This is a genomic window from Xanthomonas bonasiae, assembly GCF_017163705.1.
Classification (GTDB): domain Bacteria; phylum Pseudomonadota; class Gammaproteobacteria; order Xanthomonadales; family Xanthomonadaceae; genus Xanthomonas_A; species Xanthomonas_A bonasiae.
In genome coordinates this window covers 1-16,908 of sequence record NZ_JAFIWB010000013.1, presented here as the reverse complement: position 1 = coordinate 16,908, position 16,908 = coordinate 1, and the positions used below count along the sequence as shown (strand labels likewise).

The following is a 16,908-nucleotide window of genomic DNA, read 5'->3' as shown; positions in this document are numbered from 1 at the left end:
GATTACTCTTGGTAGGGGCGGATGGAATCGGGCACGACCCGCGCGCCCTGCTGCTGGATCAGCGCTTGCACCGCCGGGTCGTGCAGGAACGCGGTCTCGGCCGCGCTCTGGCGCTCGCCGCGCTGCCGGTGCGAGCGCTCGTGCAGGGTCTCGGCATCGACCGCGATGCCGCTTTCGATCACGATCTTCGGTCGGCTGCCCAGCGCGTCGGCCAGCGCCGCGGCCAGTTCGCCGAGCGAGCGCTCGGACTGCAGGTATTCGAAGCCCGGCGACAGCGACAGCCGCAGCACGCCGTCGGCGTGGCTGACGAAGGCCGAGTTGGCCGCGAGCTGCCGCGACGGTCCGGTCAGGCCGCAATCGGCGACCAGTTCCAGCCAGTCTTCGGCCGCGTGCAGCACGCGCGGCGCGGCGTATTCGGTCGGCGTGCGCGCAGCGACGGCCAGCGGTGGCACCATCGCCATTTCCGGCTCGGCCGCGGGCGCGGGAACCGGCGCGACCGGCGCCATGGTCGCGGCGGGCGGCGTTGCCGGTGCCGGTGCCGCGGTTTCCCACGGCGGGTCGAGCACGGCGGGCGCCGCGACCGGTGCGGGCGCCGGTGCCGGCTTGTCTGCGACCGCGGCCGCTGTCGGCGCTGGCGCCATCATCGGTGCGGCGGGTGCAGGCATCGCGGCGACGGATGGCGTGGCGACACTGGCCGCAGCGGCAGCAGGCGCCGCCGCCGGTGCGGCGGGCGCACGGCCTTCCGTCGTCGTCCCCGACCCGGATGCGGCCGGCAGCGGCGCCGCGCCCGCCGGGCGGAACGCCAGCATGCGCAGCACCGCCATCTCGAACCCGGCGCGCGGACTCGGCGCCAGGTACAGATCGCGGCGGCCGTTCAAGGCCATCTGGTACCACAGCTGCACGATTTCCGGACGCAGGCGCTCGGCGAACGGCGCCGGGTCCAGCCCGTCCAGGCCGGCCGCCGCCGCGCCCGGCACCAGCTGCCGCACCTGGATCCGGTGCAGCGCCTCGGCCAGCGCCTCCAGCACCCCGCCCCAGTCCGGCGAGAACTCGGCCAGCCCGGCGACCACCTGCAACAGGCGCTGTCCGTCGCCATCGGCCAGCGCCTCCAGCATCGCCCCGACCTGGGTGCGGTCGACCGTGCCCAGCATCGCCCGCACCACGTCGTCGCGCAGCGCGCCGCCGGCGTAGGCGATGGCCTGGTCGAGCAGCGACAGGCCGTCGCGCAGGCTGCCGTCGGCGGCCTTGGCCAGCTGCACGATCGCCGAGGCATCGACCTCGATCTGCTCGGCGGCCAGGATCCTGGTCATCTGCCCCTGGATCTGCTCCTCGTCCAGGCGCTTGAGATTGAACTGCAGGCAGCGCGACAGCACCGTCACCGGCAGCTTCTGCGGGTCGGTGGTCGCCAGCAGGAACTTGACGTGCTCCGGCGGCTCTTCCAGCGTCTTCAGCAGCGCGTTGAACGCCGCCTTGGACAGCATGTGCACTTCGTCGATCAGGTACACCTTGTACTTGCCGCGCGAGGGCATGTACTGCGCGTTCTCGATCACCTCGCGCACGTCGTCCACGCCGGTGTTGGACGCGGCGTCGATCTCCAGCAGGTCGATGTAGCGGCCGGCGTCGATGTCCAGGCACGCCGGGCACTGCCCGCACGGGTCGGCGCTGGTGCCCTGCTCGCAGTTCAGCGACTTGGCGAAGATCCGCGCGATGGTGGTCTTGCCGACGCCGCGGGTGCCGGTGAACAGGAACGCGTGGTGCACGCGCCCGCTGTCCAGCGCATTGGTGAGCGCGCGGACCACGTGCTCCTGCCCCACCAGCTCGGCAAAACGCTTGGGGCGCCACTTGCGGGCGAGAACGAGATAGGACATCAGGCAACCGTCTTCATCTGAACCGCCATTGTGCCATGTCGCGCCGCGTCGATCGTTCAGCGGCAGCCGCGACCGGCCCGCCGCCACTGGCCAGGACGGCGGCCGGCCAGCGCGCTTCCGCGACCGGCAGCCGGCACTGGCGGCGCGTCCCCGCTTCCGCAGGCAGCTCTCCTTGTTAACGGGGCCCGCGACGGCTAGAATCCCGCCCCTGCCGTCGGCTACCTCGCGCCGGCAGGTCCGGAGAGGTGTCCGAGTGGTTGAAGGAGCACGCCTGGAAAGTGTGTAAGCGTCTAAACCGCGCTTCGGGGGTTCGAATCCCCCTCTCTCCGCCAGATTCGAATTGCGCTTCCCTCGCAGGGTTCCTTCGCCGCCGGCGAAAGAACTCAAAGGGAAAGACCGCGCCACGGCGCGGTTTCGTCTCTATGGTGGCCCCGTCGGCCCCTCGCGACGCTAGGTCGAAAACTCCGCCAGGGCCGGAAGGCAGCAACGGTATCGATCGACGCGGGCGCCGAGGTCAGCCGGCGGGGTCGCCACCCTAATTCTGAAACGCAGCCGCACGGGTCGATTCGACGCCTGTACAGATGGCGTTGTCCGCGCGAGCTATGGCCATGGATCGCATGGCGGCAATCCGCTCAAGTCCTGGCCAGTCATTGGCACCGGCCGTGGCGACGGCCCGGACATTCCCGCAACGGCAGCGCTCCCTCAGCGCGGTCAGCCGGCGGGGTCGCCACCCTAATTTCGCAGCGCAGCCGCACGGGCCGATTCGACGCCGGCTTGCGCCGTTCGCGCCTGCTGGTCCGCCGCGTCGCGGCCGACACCGCAGGCGCTATGTCTCCGGGTGCAACCAGCCGGCATCGCCTTCGCGGTAGCGCTCGCGCTTCCAGATCGGCACCCGCGCCTTGACCTCGTCGATGACGTAGCGGCAGGCGCCGAAGGCGGCCTCGCGGTGCGCCGCGACCACGCCCACCCAGACCGCCAGGTCGCCAATCGCCAGGTCGCCGACGCGATGCACGCAACGCAGGTCGAGGATGTCGAAGCGGGCCAGGGCTTCGTCGGCGATGCGCCGGCCTTCGGCCTCGGCCAGCGCCGCATAGGCCTCGTAGCGCAGGCCATCGACCGCGCGGCCATCGTTGTGGTCGCGCACCCAGCCTTCGAAACTGGCGTAGGCGCCGGCCTGCGCATGCGCCAGCGGCGCGCGCAGCGCGGCGATGTCGAGGGCGCTGTCGGCAAGATGGAAGCGGTGCGCGTCGGACATCGGTCAGCCTCCCGAGACCGGCGGAATGAACACCACTTCGCTGCCCTCGCGCAGCGCGTCGTCCCAACCCACGAAGGCGCCGTCCACGGCCACGCGCAGGCGCTGCGACGGCCAGCGCAGGCCATGCCGCGCGTCGAGTTCGGCGTACAGCGCGCGCAGATCGGCGGCCGCGGTCTGCACCTGTTCGCGCTCGATGCCCGCCGCCTCGCGCAGGCTGGCGAAATACAGCACGGTCACGCGCACGCTCATGCCGCGCTCCCGACGTCGCGCTTGCCGCCGCGCTTGCCGAGCAGCCGTATCGGGCCGATCGTCATCGCGTGGGTCAGCGCCTTGCACATGTCGTAGACGGTCAGCGCGGCGACGCTGGCGCCGGTCAGCGCCTCCATCTCCACGCCGGTGCGGTGCACGGTGCGCACCGTGCATTCGATCCGCAGCACCTGCGGCGACGCCCAGTCGATCGCGAAGCGGCAGCCGTCGATCGGCAACGGATGGCAGAACGGGATCAGTTCGTGGGTGCGCTTGACCGCCATGGTGCCGGCGATCACCGCGGTGTCGACGATGCCGCCCTTGGCGCTGCGCAGCGCGTCGGCGCGCAATTGCGCGGCCACCGCCGCGGGAAAGCGTACCCGCGACTCGGCCACCGCGACGCGCGCGGTGACGGCCTTGGCCGAGACGTCCACCATCGTCGGCAGCCCCTGCGGGTCCAGATGGGTCAGCCGCTTGCTCGCCGCGACGGCGTAGTTGGCCTTTTCTTCGCTCATAGACTGCGCTGCCGCTCCCACGGCACCTTGCTCAGGCGGCGCCGGGAATCGGCGTGCCCTGGTGGAACAGCATGCGCCATTCGCCGTCGCGGCAGCGCCACAGCGAACTGCGCAGCGCATGCCGCACCGGCGCGCCGTCGCCATCGCGGCGCTCGCTGCGATAGCGCAGCTGCGCCAGATCCGGCGCCGGCAACCACGCCTGCAAATCGAACGCGCGATAGCGGACCGCGCCGGCCTCTGCCGGCAATGCCTGCAGCAGCGCCTGCCTGTCGATGCGTCGCCCGGACGCGCCGAATTCGACGAACGCCTCGTCGAGCAGCGCCGACAACCGCGCCAGCGAGGCGCGCGTCGCCGGCTCCAGCAATTCCAGTTCCAGCGCGAACAACCGCTGCTTCAGCGCCTCGTCCATTCCGCTCATCCGCCGATCAGGAACATCTCGACGTGCTTGCCGCGCGCCGCACGCGCATCGCCGCGCAGTTCGCTGTAGCGGTCGCCGCGCTGGCCCCACAGCGCCCGCACGCGCTCGGCCAGCGCGTCCTCGCCGCCGGCCAGGGCCGGCTTCAGGTCGGTGCCGGCGGCGGCGAACAGGCAGGTGTAGAGCTGGCCGTCGGCCGACACGCGCGCGCGATGGCAATCGCCGCAGAACGGCGCGCTGACCGAACTGACGAAGCCGATCTCGCCGCCGCCATCGACGAAGGCATGGCGCGCGGCGACTTCGCCGACGTAGTGCGGATCGAGCGCGCGCAACGGCCAGCGTGCGGCGATGCGCGCATGCAGTTCGGCCGAAGGCACCACCCGTTCGCGGCGCCAGGCATTGCAGGTGCCCACGTCCATGTATTCGATGAAACGCAGCACGTGGCCGCTGCCGCGGAAGTGCGCCAGCAGCGGCAGCACCTGGTCGTCGTTGATGCCGCGTTGGACCACGCAATTGATCTTCACCGGCCCCAGCCCGGCCGCCACCGCCGCGTCGATGCCGGCCAGCACCTGCGCCACCTCGCCGCGGTCGCCGGACATGCGCCGGAAGGTCGCCGCGTCGATCGCATCCAGGCTCACCGTGACCCGGCGCAATCCCGCATCGCGCAGGGCCTGCGCGTGCCGCGCCAGCAGCGAACCGTTGGTGGTCATGGCCAGGTCGTCGAGACCGGGAATGCGCGCCAGGCGCCGTACCAGTTCGGGCAGGTCGCGGCGCAGCAGCGGCTCGCCGCCGGTCAGGCGCAGCTTGCTGACGCCGTTGCGCACGAAGCCGCGCACCAGCGTCTCGAGTTGTTCGAACGACAACCGCGAGGCCGCATCGAAGCCGTAGTCGTCGGGCACCTTGTCGGCCGGCATGCAGTAGCCGCAGCGGAAATTGCAGGCCTCGATCACCGACAGGCGCAGGTCGCGCAACGGCCGCCCCAGCCGATCCAACGGCGCGATGGGCGCGAGCGGCAGCGGCGGACGCAGGACGGCGCTCATGGCGCCGGCACCTGCGGCGCGCGCGGCGTCTGCAGCGCCACGCACTCGCCCGGCCGCGCGACGCGGTGGCCGCGCGCGCGCAAGGCCTCGGCATCCTCGGCGCTGGCGTAGTGGTACAGCATCATGCGTTGCAGCAACTCGGCGGGATATTCCCGTTCCAGGTCATCCACCCCAGTATGCGACGGATTGCCGTGAAGGCCGCAGTCATGCGCGACCAGCTCGCCGTCGCCGGCATAACGGCTCAGCATTTCCGGGATCGGCCGGGTGTCGCCGCTCCACACCAGCGCACCCTGCAGGCGCAGCCCGTAGGCGGTGTCCGGCCAGTGGTGGCGTACCGGGAACACCTCCAGCCGCACCCCGTCGTGCCAGAACGCATCGCCGACCGCGATCAGCTGGAACGCGTCCCAGAAATTGGCGCCGCCCTCGGCCAGCACGTTCGGGTAGTCGCCGATCCGGCGATGCAGCAGCGGCAGCACCGGCGCCGGCACGTAGACCCGCACCTTGCCGCGCCGCGCCGAGAAATAGGCGTCCACGAACAGCCGTTCGAACCCGGCCACGTGGTCCAGATGCACATGGGTCACGAACAGCGCCTGCGGCATCGCCGCATAGTGCGCCTGGTAGGCGCTCAGGCCTTCGCCGCCGCAGTCGATGCTCAGCCACGGCGCGCCATCGCGCTCGATCGTGGCCATCGGCGACCCCAGTTCCACCGCCGACGCATTGCCGACGCCCTGGAAGCGCAGCGCCCAGGCCATCAGTAGCCCCGGTTCCAGGCCAGGTCGTAGGCGCGGCGCAGGCGCGCGTAGTCCTTGTTGACCTCGTCCACGCTGCGCTCGCCGCGCAGCTTCAGCAGCGAGCGGTGCAGGCGCTTGAGGTTGCGCTCGCGCCAGCGCGTGGCCGGGATGCGCAGCACGCCGCGGTCGAAATCGATCAGCCAGCCGCGGCCGTTGCCGTCGAACAGGATGTTGTGCGCGTTGAGATCGGCGTGATCCAGCCCGGCGCGGTGGAAGCGCGCGACCAGCCGCCCGGTCTCCTCCCACGGCGCGCCGCGCCCGGCGACATGCGCGCGGTCGGCCAGCGAGCGCACCCCTTCCAGCCTTTCCATCAGGATCGCGGCGCGGTAGCGCAGCCCCTGGCGCAGGTAGCAGGCGGCCAGCGGCCGTGGCACCGGCAGCTTGCGCGCGATCAACGCGCGCATCAGCCGGAACTCGGCGAAGCTGCGGGTACGGTCGGCGCCGGACCACAGGTAGCGATCGCGGCTGAGCTTGGCGACCAGGCCGCCGCGCCGGTACTGGCGCAGCACGCTGGCGCCGAACGGGGCATCGACGAACCAGGCGCCGCCGCGGCCGCCCTCGTCCACCGGGCGCGCGCGCTCGGCCCAGTACGCGGCGGAGAACAGCGCCGGCTCGGCTTGCCGCAGCCGTTGGCGGTCGAACAGAATGGCGCCATAGCCGCGGCCCTCGCGGTACGGCGTCAGCGCTTCGGTGGCGTCGAATGCAACCATTCAGCGAGTCTAACAACACCATGGCAGCAACGCTCCCTTCGCTGTGCCTGTTGCGCCTGTCGGCGCTGGGGGACGTGACCCATGTGGTGCCGCTGGTCCGCACCCTGCAGCGCGCCTGGCCCGCCGCGCCGCCGCTGCACTGGATCATCGACAAGGCCGGGCACAGGCTGCTCGACGGCCTGCCCGGAGTGATTTTCCACGACTACGACAAGCGCAGCGGCCTGGCCGGCATGCGCGCGCTGCGCCGCGACCTGCCGGCACAGGGCTTCGATGCGCTGCTGCAGATGCAGGTGGCGCTGCGCGCCAACGTGCTGTCCGCGTTCGTTCGCGCGCGCCGCCGCATCGGCTACGACCGCAGCCGCTCCAAGGACCTGCACGGCCTGTTCGTCAACGAACGCATCCCCGACCGCCCCGGCATCCATGTGCTCGACGCGATCGGCAGCTTCTGCGAACCGCTGGGCCTGCGCCAGACCGAGGTGCGCTGGGACCTGCCGATTCCCGAGGACGCGCACGCCTGGGCGCGGGCGCAATGGCCCGACGACGGCCGCCCGGCGCTGCTGATCTCGCCCTGCTCCAGCCACGTGCGGCGCAACTGGTACGCCGACCGCTACGCCGCGGTCGCCGACCACGCCGCCGCGCAGGGCTGGCGGGTGGTGCTGTGCGGCGGGCGCAGCGAGCTGGAGCGCAGTACCGCCGATGCCATCGTCGCGGCGATGCGCGCGCCGGTGCTGGACCTGGTCGGGCGCGACACGCTCAAGCAGCTGCCGGCGCTGCTGCAGCGCGCCGCGCTGGTGATGACTCCCGACTCCGGCCCGATGCACATCGCCAATGCCGTGGGCAGCAAGGTGCTGGGCCTGCACGCGGCGAGCAACCCGCGCCGCAGCGGCCCGTATTCGGACATCCGCTACTGCGTGGACAAGTACGACGCGGCGGCGCGCAAGTTCCTCGGCAAACCGGCCGAACACCTGAAATGGGGCAGCAAGATCGAAGTCGACGCGGTGATGGCGCTGATCGGCGTGGACGACGCGATCGCCGCGTTCGAGCGCTACCGCACCGACCAGGGCATGTAAGCCGGCTTGTGCGCGGGCCGAGCGCGGCCTTACCATGCGCGAGCGCGTTCGCCACCGTTTCGGTCTGCGGACGCCGCCGTAAGCGTTTACGTCAAGCAACGCGCCAACCGCGCCGGATTCGTCCGGGGCCGTTTCCCGTGAGCGCCCCGGCGCGTGCGGGTGGCGCCTTTGCTTCGACCGGCTTACGGAGTTCGCACCATGTCCCGTTCCCCTCGGTTTTTCCCGCGCAAGCTGCATCCCCGCCATGCCGGCTGGGTGATGCCGCTGTTGTTGTCGATCCTGATGACCTGCGTGGTCTCGATGATCAGTACCCTGCGCACGGTCGGCCTGGCGCCGGGCGTATACGCGCTGTGGCTGGGCGCCTGGGCGTTGTCGTGGCTGATCGCCTTCCCCACCCTGCTGCTGGCGTTGCCGCTGGTGCGCCGGCTGACCGCACTCCTGGTCGCCCGCGCCTGATCCACCCGTCCCTGGCCCGCACGGGCCGCACCGGGAGGCGGCGACGCCTCACGGATGCTTCGCTCAGGACGCCGCGCCGCGGTAGTCCTGGTAGGACTTCTCTTCGACGTAGCTGGAGCCCAGCGCCAGGTTGATTTCCTTCTTGATCCGCGCGCGCTCGTCGTTCTCGTAGTACACGCTGCGGGCGAGCTTGATGAATTCCTCGTCGAAGGCCTGCGCCTTCTCCTTGATCCGGATCTCGTCCTCGATCACCCACAGGCGCTCGTTGACCGCCTTCAGCTCCAGGCGCAGGCGGGCGACGTCGCCGCTGGCGGCCGGATGCGCCATCCAGGTCTTTTCCAGCGCCGACAGCTCCGCGCGCACGTTGGCCAGCTTGGCCACATCGCCGATGCGCTCGGACTTGATCTGCAGGATGGCGATCTTGTCGAGCAGTTCGCCGAAGGACACGGGGACGAGGATTTCGGACATGGGCACACCCAGGCGAGAGTTGAGAGGAAGTGTAACGAGCAGGCCTTAAAGCCATGTCGGCGCGGCGCGGCCGCAGCCGTCAAAAAACAAAAGGCCCCTGACGGGGCCTTCTGCAAAACTGGCGGGAAGGGGGGGATTCGAACCCCCGAGGCGCTATAAACGCCTGCCTGATTTCGAGTCAGGTACATTCAACCGCTCTGCCACCTTCCCGGGTGGTCCCCGGCGGACCGGGGGCGTGCATCATACGGTTCCCGCCGCGCGCGGACAAGCGCCGCGTCGCAAGGCGGCCTGGTCCCCACCCCCACACCGCCATGAACCCCGCCTGCCCCGCGACGCGGCCGGCGATTGCCTGATGTCCGCTTGGCCGCGATGATGCCGTTTGAATGACAGGAAGCCGGGCCAGCCGCGGGCACGCAATGATCGAATTCGGACACCTCACCCACGTCGGCCTGCGCCGCGAACTCAACGAGGACACCTATTACGGCGACAACGAGCTCGGCCTGTGGCTGGTCGCCGACGGCATGGGCGGCCATGCCTGCGGCGAGGTCGCCAGCGCGCTGGCGCGCGAGGCCATCGTCCGCGAGGTGCGCGGCGGCACGCCGCTGGCGCAGGCGATCCGCATCGCCGACGAAGAGATCATCCGCGCCTCGCGCCGGCGCAACGACACCTTGCCGATGGGCACCACCGTGGTCGCCGCGCGCGTGCAGGGCAACCGCTTCGAGGTGGCCTGGGTCGGCGACAGCCGCGCCTACCTGTGGCGCGACGGCAAGCTGGCCCAGCTCAGCCAGGACCACAGCTACGTGCAGGAACTGATCGCGCAGGGCGCGCTGACCGCCGAGCAGGCGCGCGCGCATCCCCACCGCAACGTGGTCACCCAGGCGCTGGGCGTGACCGATCCGCTGCACCTCAACGTGGCCACAATGACCGGCGAACTGCGCCCGGGCATGCAGTTGTTGCTGTGCAGCGACGGGCTGACCGAGGAAGTGGACGACCCCGGCATCGCCGCCACGCTCGGCCACGACGACTGCAGCGCGCAGGAATGCGTGGACACGCTGGTGGCGGCCGCGCTGGACGGCGGCGGCTCGGACAACATCACCGCGATCCTGGTGCGCTGCCACTGAGCGCAGGCAGGCGGCACGACCGGCGCCGGCCGCGAGCGCGGTAGCGGCAGGCCGGCGGCATCGATGCCGCAGCGCGTGCCATCACAAGAAGCCGCGCGCCACCGCTGCGCCAGCGCGCGCGCTCCTACCGGGTCATGTCCCGCTGCACCGACATGCCGAGATGGCCGGGCGGCGTCCCGGGTCACTGCCGCACGGACCGGCTCCGGCACCGGCGTGGCGAACCTCGCCGACGCACGCCGACAAACGCCAGCACCCGGCGCCGCGGCGACTCAGCCGGCGACAGCCTCGGCCAGCGCCGGCTCGGCGGCGTCCCACAGCGCGCGCCCGGCCTTCTTGCGCATCTTTTCCAGCCGCGCCTGGTGCGCCTCCAGCTCCGACGCGGTCGGCAGCACCCGCGGCCGCGGCAGCAACGTCGCCATGTCGAACACCGCGCGTTGACCGTCGGCGTGGTTGCCGCGCTCGTCGGCCAGGGCGAAGCCGATCTCCTCCTGCCCCGAGGTCAGCGCGATGTAGACGTCGCTGAGGATCTGCGCATCGAGCAGCGCGCCGTGCAGTTGCCGGTGCGAGTTGTCCACGCCCAAGCGCTTGCACAGCGCGTCCAGCGAATTGCGCTGGCCCGGGAAGCGCTCGCGCGCCAGCAGCAGCGTGTCGATGACCGTGGCGCGGTCGAGGATGCGCCCGTAAGAGTCGCCCAGCCGCGACAGTTCGTAGTCGAGGAAGCCCAGATCGAACGAGGCGTTGTGGATGATCAGCTCGGCGCCGTCGATGAACGCCAGGAACTCGTCCACCACCTCGTGGAATTCCGGCTTGTCGGCGAGGAACTCCAGGGTCAGGCCGGTGACTTCCTGCGCGCCGGGTTCGAAGTCGCAGTCCGGGCGCAGATAGCGGTGGAAGTTGCGCCCGCTGGGGCGGCGTTCGAGCAGTTCCACCGCGCCGATTTCGACGACGCGGTTGCCCTTCTTCCATTCCAGGCCGGTGGTTTCGGTATCGAGGATGATCTGACGCATGGGGCTCGCTGCAGGATGAGGCGTGGAAAGGATCAGGACGCGACCGCGGCGCCGCCGGCGCGCACCCGCAGCGCCTGGTTGCGCGCCAGCACGTCCACCCGCTCGTTGTCCGGATCGCCGCTGTGGCCCTTGACCCAGCGCCAATCGATGGCGTGCCGCTGCGCGGCGGCATGCAGCCGCTCCCACAGGTCGCGGTTCTTGACCGGGTCGCCGCCGGCGGTCTTCCACTGCCGCCGCACCCAGCCCGGCATCCATTCGGTGATGCCCTGGCGCACGTACTGCGAATCGGTATGCAGCACGATCTGGCACGGCTCGCTGAGCGTTTCCAGCGCCATGATCGCGGCCATCAGCTCCATGCGGTTGTTGGTGGTGTGCGCCTCGGCACCGGCGACTTCCCGCTCCAGGCCCTTGTAGCGCAGCAGCGCGGCCCAGCCGCCGGGGCCGGGATTGCCGAGGCAGGCGCCGTCGGTGTGGATATCAACAGTCTTCATGTACGTCCAGGAATCAAATGGAGGCGGTCGAACCGCGCCAGCGTACCGGCGCGCGCAACGGAATGGGGCCGATGCCGGCGGCGGTGCGCTTTTCCGCCTGCAGCAGGCACACCGCGCGCAGCGGCGCGCCGGAGGTCGCCGAGCCGACGCCGCCGCGGGTCGGCCACACCGGCCCCAGGTAGCGCAGCGGATCGGTGCACGGCAGCCCGGCCTGCTCCAGCAGCCCGCGCCAGCTGCCCGGCGGCCGCGCCACCAGGCCCTGGCGGCGCCAGCGCAGCCGGTACGGGCTCACCGCATTGAGCGCGAACAGCCAGATCCGGCCGCCCGGCAGCAGCACCCGCTCGCATTCTTCCAGCAGCGCCGCGGCGTCGGCGCCGAGCACGTGCTGCAGCACGATCGCGTTGACGCTTTCCGAAGGCAGCGGCAGCGGCAGCGTGCACACCAGGTCGCCGGCGTAGCCGCGCGCGGTGCGGTGCAGGCGCACGCCGCGCCCCGGCAGCTCGCGCGCCAGCGGCGCGAACGGCACCGGCGCCAGCCACAACCAGGGCTGCGCGGGGCGTCCGAGCAAGGCGTCGAGGATCAACGGCTGCTCGGCCTGGAGCAGCTTTTGCGCCACCGCCGTATCAAACCAGGATGAGACGGCGGCTTGACGGGGGAACGGGGTGGCAGGCATGGTGCCAATTCTATGCGACTGATCGCCCTGCCCGCATTCCAGGATAACTACATCTGGGCGATCGCCGCCGCGGATGGCCGCGCCGTGCTGGTCGACCCGGGCCAGGCCGAGCCGGTGTTCGACGCCGCCGCGCAAGGGCTGCAACCGGCCGCGGTGCTGCTGACCCACCATCACGACGACCACATCGGCGGCGTGGCGGCCCTGCGCGAGCGCTGGCCGGACCTGCCGGTGTATGCCCCGGCGGACGAGCCGCGGATCCCGTTCGCCAGCCAGCGCGTCGGCGACGGCGATGGGGTCCAGGTGCTGCAATGGGAGTTCCAGACGCTTTTCGTGCCGGGGCATACCCGCTCGCACGTGGCCTATGTCGGCCACGGCCATCTGTTCAGCGGCGATACGCTGTTCAGCCTGGGCTGTGGACGCATGTTCGAAGGTACGCCCTCCCAGATGTTGGGTTCGCTGCAACGGCTGGCCGCCCTCCCGGGCGCCACGCTGCTGTGTTGCGGACACGAATACACCCTGGCCAATGCGGCATTCGCCGTCAAGGTCGATCCCACCAACGCTGCCTTGCGGCAGCGCCATCAGGAAGTCCAGGCCATGCGTCATGCTGCCCGTCCCACTGTTCCCGTCAGTCTCGCCAGCGAAGTGGCGACCAATCCGTTCCTGCGCACCGCCTCGGCGGCGATCCAGCAGGCGGTCGGCGCCCGGCTCGGCCGCGACGCCCAGGACGAAGTGGAAGTATTCGCCGAATTGAGGCGCTGGAAAGACGATTTCCGCGCATGAGGTCGCTGCTTTTGACGGCGGCGCTGACGTTGGCGATCGCCTCGACAGCCCCCTCCGCGAGCGCGGCGGCCCCCATCGGTGCGGCGCTGGAGCAGACCGTCGCCGGACTGAACGTGTTGCCGATGGACGCCGCGGCGCTGCCGCCGGCGACCACGCGTAACGGCCACACCATCCTCGCCAGCTTCCGCGACGGCCTGGCGGACGCGCAATGCGACGGCGGCGCCACCGATGCGCGCTGGAAGCAGCAGTTCGCGCGCGCGCCGGCGCGGCTGGCCAACGAGGACGAGGACGTGCTGCCGCTGTTCGGCTACGTGGTGGACGAATTGCGCGCCGCCGACCTGCCGACCGAATTCGCGCTGATCCCGTTCGTGGAAAGCGGCTACCGCCCCGCCGCGCGCAACAGCGGCGGCCCGGCCGGCCTGTGGCAGTTCATCGCCGATACCGCCCGCAACCACGACGTGCCGGTCGAAGGCGGCTACGACGGCCGCCTGTCCGCGGTGGATTCCACCCGCGCCGCGGTGCGCTACCTGAAGACCTTGCACGGCATGTTCGGCGGCGACTGGCGCCTGGCGATCATGGCCTACAACGCCGGCGAATACCGCGTGCTGCAGTCGATGCGCCGCGCCGGCATGAACGCGCAGAACGCGCAGCCGGCCAAGTTGCCGGGGCTGTCGCCGATCACCTATGCCTACGTCGAGAAGCTGCACGCGCTGGCTTGCGTGCTGGAGCAGGCGCAGACCCGCGACGAATGGATGGCCTCGCTGGACCGCGAGGTGCCGATCCTGCAGGCGCGCACCCTGCCCGCCGGCATGGCGCTGGACGAGTGGGCGCGGCAGCAGGCGCTGCAGGGCAACCAGGTCGCGCGACTGAATCCGGCGCTGGGCAGCGTGCGCAACAAAAAGCGCGCGCTGCCGGTGCTGGCGCCGGTCGGCAGCGGCGGCAGCGCCGCCACGGCCGCTGCCGATGCCATGGCGGCGGCGGCGCAACCGCAGCAGGCCGAAGCGCCGGCGACGCGCGCCGTCGCCAGCATCGCCGAGCCCACGCCGCCGCGCATTCGTTCGCGCACGCCATCGGCGCGCCGCACCCACACGGTCCGCGACGGCGACACCGCCTGGACCATCGCCAAGCGCTACGGCATCACCGTGCAGACGCTATTGGCGAAGAACGGCCTGTCCGCGCGCAGCGTGCTGCGCCCGGGCATGGTGCTGAGCTACGAGGAATAGCCGGCCTCCCGCTGCGGCGGGGCGCGGCGAGATCGCGACAACGGCACCGGCAGCGCTGTCGATGTCGGCCAGCTCAAGCTGGCTACTTGTGGGAGCGACTTCAGTCGCGACGGGCTTCACCGGTAAAGCCTGTCGCGACTGAAGTCGCTCCTACAGCATTGCGAACTCCCGGGAGAAAAGCTGGAGGTCTCAAGCGCTCCCACATTGGCCGACGCCGCAACTGATCGCGCAACGCACCAGTGCGCATCCGACTGCCCTGCCGCCCAGAGCGCAGGATCCAGAAACGAACAAGCCCGGCAGTGCCGGGCTTGTTCGCATCATGCATTGGCCAGCGGCAGTTACAGATCCGCTTCCTGCACGCTGACCTTGTAGCGCTTGCGCATCGCGTCGATGTAAGCCTTCGCCGCGGCGGCGCCTTCGATCTGGCCCAACTGCTGCTTCAACGTCGCCTGCTGCTCCGCCGGCACCTTGCTCAGGTCGCCCGGGTTCACCTTGTTGAGCACGAACAGCGCGTAGCGCTTGGCACCGCCCGGCACGCCGTTCGCCGACAGCTCGACCTTGCCCACCGACGGCTTGCCCGCGGCCGGCAGCGGCGCGCTGAAGATCGCGCGGTTGGCTTCCGGGCTCGGCATCGGCACGGTGCGCGGCAGCCCGGGCATCGGGTTGATCTGCAGCTTCTCCGGGCCGGCCAGCGCCTGCAGCGTTTCGCCCTTGCGCAGCTTCTCCAGCAGCGCGTCGGCCTTCGCCGCGGCCGCCTTGGCGGTGCGATCGGCATGCACCGCGGCCACCACCTGCTCGCGCACCTTGGCCAGCGGCTGGGTCTGCTCGGGCAGGTGCTGGGTGACGCGGATCAGCACGCTGTGGTTCGGGCCCAGGTTGATCGGATCGCTGACCGTGCCGTCCTGCACCAGCGTGTCGGAGAACGCCGCGCGCAGCACCGCCGGCTGCGCGGCGACGCCGCTGGCGTCGGCGCGCGAGAACGGCCCAAGAGTCTGCACCGGCAAGCCAACGTCCTTGGCCGCCGGCGCCAGCGCGGTCGGGTTCTTCAGCACCAGATCGACCAGCTTGCCGCTCAGATCGCTGTAGACCTTCTCGTTGTCGGCCTGCAGCTGCTCGCCGGCCAGCTGGTCGCGCACCTGCTCGAAACTCTTGCCCTGGCCGCCCTTGATCTCGCGCAGCTGGATCACGTGGTAGCCGAACTCGCTCTTCACCGGGCCGACGATGTCGCCGGCCTTCATCGCGAACAAGGCGTCCTCGAACGGCTTGATCATCACGCCCCGTTCGACCCAGCCCAGGTCGCCGCCGGCGTTCTTGGAACCCGGGTCCTCGGAATTGGCGCGGGCCAGCGCGGCGAAATCGGCGCCGGGCTGCTTGGCTTCGGCCGCGAGCTTGGCGGCCTTTGCCTCGGCGGCCTTCTGCGACGCCGGATCCTTGCCGGCGCTGATCAGGATGTGCGAGGTCAGGCGCTGGTCGGGTTCGACGAAGCGGGCCTTCTCGTCCTCGTAGCGCTTGCGCAGCGCCGCCTCGTCGGCCGGCTTGGCCGGCGGCAGCTTGCTCGCGTCCAGCTCGACGTATTCGATCGACACCCGCTCCGGCTGCTTGAAATCGGCCTGGTGCGCGTCGTACCACTGCTGCACCTGCGCGTCGCTGACCGGGGTGGTGTCGGCCGGCTGTTCCGGCAACAGCGCCAGGTCGACGTCGCGAGTCTCGCCGAGCATCTTCAGCAGGCGCTCGGTTTCCTGCTTGGTCGCGAACGCCGATTCCATCAGCGCGGACGGGATCAACGACTGCTGCAGGCCATCGCGCACCAACTGGTCGAACATCGCCGGCGTGCGCGGCGGGGTGCCCGAGGCCAGCGCAAGGCGGTAGCGCTCCGGATCGAACTTGCCGTCGTTCTGGAACGCCGGAATGGTGGCGATGTAGTCGCGAACCGCGGCATCGCCGACCACCACGTGCGCCTGCTCGGCGGCCAGCTTCACCACCTGCTCGTCGATCAACTGGTCGAGCACCTTGCGCTTGTTGTCGGCGCTCTCGAACTCGCGCGGATCGAAGTTCTCGCCCTGCTGCTCGCGCTCCCGCTGCCGCGCTTCCTCGAAGCGCGCACGGAACTGCTCGGTGCTCACCTCGTGGTGACGCCACAGCAGCGAGGCCGGCCACCACGACGGTGCCGACGACCACCACGACGGCGGCGCCTGGATCTTGGCGACGTTGTTGGCACCGACGCCACCGAGATAACTGCTGTCGATGACGAACAGGAACGGAATCATCAACAGGCCGATGATCGCGGTGGCGATCCAGCCCGAGGTCTTTTCGCGGAGTTTCTGCAGCATTGGTTGGGAACCGAGGCCTGTTGGCGAGCCGCGCAGTTTAACCCGCTTCACGCCCTGCGGCGGAATGGCGTGCCGCGCGGCCTGCGCCCGCATGGAATCCGCGGCCCGCTTTGGGGGGTGCCGGCAACGCACTCCGGAAAAAAAGAAACCCCCGATCGCTCGGGGGTTTCGCGTACAAAACTGGCGGAGTGGACGGGACTCGAACCCGCGACCTCCGGCGTGACAGGCCAGCATTCTAACCGACTGAACTACCACTCCGCTTTTTGAACGGAGGCAGGCACGAGGCCCGCAATCTCTGCAGCATCTGCGCAGCGCAGGGCGCGGCGGATGCTTCGAGAAACGAAACCCCCGATTTCTCAGGGGCTTCGGTGCAACTGGCGGAGTGGACGGGACTCGAACCCGCGACCTCCGGCGTGACAGGCCAGCATTCTAACCGACTGAACTACCAC

General features: G+C 70.6%; 18 protein-coding genes, 3 tRNA genes and 1 other RNA gene. 7 read left to right on the top strand and 15 right to left on the bottom strand.

Annotated elements, in window-relative coordinates; all coding sequences use genetic code 11:
- Positions 1-2: 2 nt before the first annotated feature.
- Positions 3-1,868 (bottom strand): DNA polymerase III subunit gamma/tau, encoded by a 1,866-nt coding sequence (dnaX, locus tag JR064_RS12550; RefSeq protein ID WP_206229919.1) that lies wholly within the window; start codon positions 1,866-1,868, stop codon positions 3-5.
- A 239-nt stretch (positions 1,869-2,107) separates the two neighbouring features.
- Here dnaX and JR064_RS12545 point away from each other — a divergent pair.
- Together JR064_RS12545 and ffs are read left to right on the top strand one after the other, a co-directional pair.
- A tRNA-Ser gene (locus tag JR064_RS12545) sits at positions 2,108-2,200 on the top strand.
- 99 nt (positions 2,201-2,299) lie between these two features.
- Positions 2,300-2,396: signal recognition particle sRNA small type (ffs, locus tag JR064_RS12540), an RNA gene on the top strand.
- 298 nt (positions 2,397-2,694) lie between these two features.
- Here ffs and JR064_RS12535 read toward each other — a convergent pair.
- The 7 genes from JR064_RS12535 to JR064_RS12505 are packed head-to-tail and all read right to left on the bottom strand — an operon-like array spanning position 2,695 to position 6,840.
- Positions 2,695-3,123 carry a molybdenum cofactor biosynthesis protein MoaE gene (locus JR064_RS12535; RefSeq protein ID WP_206229918.1) on the bottom strand — a complete coding sequence of 143 codons (429 nt, stop codon included), beginning with the start codon at positions 3,121-3,123 and terminating at the stop codon, positions 2,695-2,697.
- A 3-nt stretch (positions 3,124-3,126) separates the two neighbouring features.
- Complete coding sequence (locus JR064_RS12530) at positions 3,127-3,372, bottom strand: MoaD/ThiS family protein (protein ID WP_003468589.1); 246 nt, start codon at positions 3,370-3,372, stop codon at positions 3,127-3,129.
- Positions 3,369-3,884 (bottom strand): cyclic pyranopterin monophosphate synthase MoaC, encoded by a 516-nt coding sequence (gene moaC, locus JR064_RS12525; protein ID WP_206229917.1) that lies wholly within the window; start codon positions 3,882-3,884, stop codon positions 3,369-3,371. The genes JR064_RS12530 and moaC overlap by 4 nt, the downstream gene beginning before the upstream one ends.
- A 31-nt stretch (positions 3,885-3,915) precedes the next feature.
- Positions 3,916-4,293, bottom strand: coding sequence for a nuclear transport factor 2 family protein (locus JR064_RS12520; RefSeq protein WP_206229916.1), 378 nt, complete (start codon positions 4,291-4,293; stop codon positions 3,916-3,918).
- A 5-nt stretch (positions 4,294-4,298) separates the two neighbouring features.
- On the bottom strand, positions 4,299-5,339 hold the full coding sequence (moaA, locus tag JR064_RS12515) for a GTP 3',8-cyclase MoaA (protein ID WP_179570646.1): 1,041 nt from the start codon (positions 5,337-5,339) through the stop codon (positions 4,299-4,301).
- Positions 5,336-6,091: an MBL fold metallo-hydrolase gene (locus JR064_RS12510; protein WP_191825030.1), complete on the bottom strand. Its 756-nt coding sequence runs from the start codon at positions 6,089-6,091 to the stop codon at positions 5,336-5,338. Before JR064_RS12510 ends, moaA begins: the two co-directional genes overlap by 4 nt.
- The gene (locus JR064_RS12505; RefSeq protein ID WP_179570644.1) at positions 6,091-6,840 is read right to left on the bottom strand and encodes a 3-deoxy-D-manno-octulosonic acid kinase; all 750 of its coding nucleotides are present in this window, start codon (positions 6,838-6,840) and stop codon (positions 6,091-6,093) included. The genes JR064_RS12510 and JR064_RS12505 overlap by 1 nt, the downstream gene beginning before the upstream one ends.
- A gap of 20 nt (positions 6,841-6,860) precedes the next feature.
- Between JR064_RS12505 and JR064_RS12500 the strand changes: the two genes are divergently transcribed.
- Complete coding sequence (locus JR064_RS12500) at positions 6,861-7,910, top strand: glycosyltransferase family 9 protein (RefSeq protein ID WP_206229915.1); 1,050 nt, start codon at positions 6,861-6,863, stop codon at positions 7,908-7,910.
- Positions 7,911-8,108: 198 nt separating this feature from the next.
- Positions 8,109-8,366: a DUF2798 domain-containing protein gene (locus tag JR064_RS12495; RefSeq protein WP_179570642.1), complete on the top strand. Its 258-nt coding sequence runs from the start codon at positions 8,109-8,111 to the stop codon at positions 8,364-8,366.
- 63 nt (positions 8,367-8,429) lie between these two features.
- Here the strand turns inward: JR064_RS12495 and JR064_RS12490 are convergent, their stop codons facing one another.
- Both JR064_RS12490 and JR064_RS12485 read right to left on the bottom strand, forming a co-directional pair.
- A complete protein-coding gene (locus JR064_RS12490) occupies positions 8,430-8,834 on the bottom strand; it encodes a DUF6165 family protein (protein ID WP_206229914.1) in 405 nt (134 codons plus the stop codon).
- Positions 8,835-8,953: 119 nt separating this feature from the next.
- Positions 8,954-9,044 (bottom strand) — tRNA-Ser (locus tag JR064_RS12485).
- A gap of 206 nt (positions 9,045-9,250) precedes the next feature.
- On the opposite strand from JR064_RS12485, the gene JR064_RS12480 reads away from it, so the two are divergent.
- On the top strand, positions 9,251-9,955 hold the full coding sequence (locus tag JR064_RS12480) for a PP2C family protein-serine/threonine phosphatase (protein ID WP_145701570.1): 705 nt from the start codon (positions 9,251-9,253) through the stop codon (positions 9,953-9,955).
- A gap of 269 nt (positions 9,956-10,224) precedes the next feature.
- On the opposite strand, the gene dnaQ is transcribed toward JR064_RS12480, so the two are convergent.
- Genes dnaQ through JR064_RS12465 form a run of 3 tightly spaced genes read right to left on the bottom strand, consistent with a single transcriptional unit; the run spans position 10,225 to position 12,126 of the window.
- Positions 10,225-10,962, bottom strand: coding sequence for a DNA polymerase III subunit epsilon (gene dnaQ, locus JR064_RS12475; protein ID WP_179570640.1), 738 nt, complete (start codon positions 10,960-10,962; stop codon positions 10,225-10,227).
- A gap of 32 nt (positions 10,963-10,994) precedes the next feature.
- On the bottom strand, positions 10,995-11,453 hold the full coding sequence (rnhA, locus tag JR064_RS12470) for a ribonuclease HI (RefSeq protein ID WP_179570639.1): 459 nt from the start codon (positions 11,451-11,453) through the stop codon (positions 10,995-10,997).
- 13 nt (positions 11,454-11,466) lie between these two features.
- The gene (locus JR064_RS12465) at positions 11,467-12,126 is read right to left on the bottom strand and encodes a class I SAM-dependent methyltransferase (RefSeq protein WP_179570638.1); all 660 of its coding nucleotides are present in this window, start codon (positions 12,124-12,126) and stop codon (positions 11,467-11,469) included.
- A 12-nt stretch (positions 12,127-12,138) separates the two neighbouring features.
- Between JR064_RS12465 and gloB the strand changes: the two genes are divergently transcribed.
- Both gloB and JR064_RS12455 read left to right on the top strand, forming a co-directional pair.
- Positions 12,139-12,906, top strand: a complete 768-nt coding sequence (gene gloB, locus JR064_RS12460) for a hydroxyacylglutathione hydrolase (RefSeq protein ID WP_206229913.1) — start codon at positions 12,139-12,141, stop codon at positions 12,904-12,906.
- A complete protein-coding gene (locus tag JR064_RS12455; protein ID WP_191825034.1) occupies positions 12,903-14,129 on the top strand; it encodes a lytic transglycosylase domain-containing protein in 1,227 nt (408 codons plus the stop codon). The genes gloB and JR064_RS12455 overlap by 4 nt, the downstream gene beginning before the upstream one ends.
- Before the next feature lie 338 nt (positions 14,130-14,467).
- Here the strand turns inward: JR064_RS12455 and JR064_RS12450 are convergent, their stop codons facing one another.
- Together JR064_RS12450 and JR064_RS12445 are read right to left on the bottom strand one after the other, a co-directional pair.
- On the bottom strand, positions 14,468-16,459 hold the full coding sequence (locus JR064_RS12450) for a SurA N-terminal domain-containing protein (RefSeq protein ID WP_206229912.1): 1,992 nt from the start codon (positions 16,457-16,459) through the stop codon (positions 14,468-14,470).
- 181 nt (positions 16,460-16,640) lie between these two features.
- Positions 16,641-16,717, bottom strand: a tRNA-Asp gene (locus JR064_RS12445).
- Positions 16,718-16,908 lie beyond the last annotated feature (191 nt).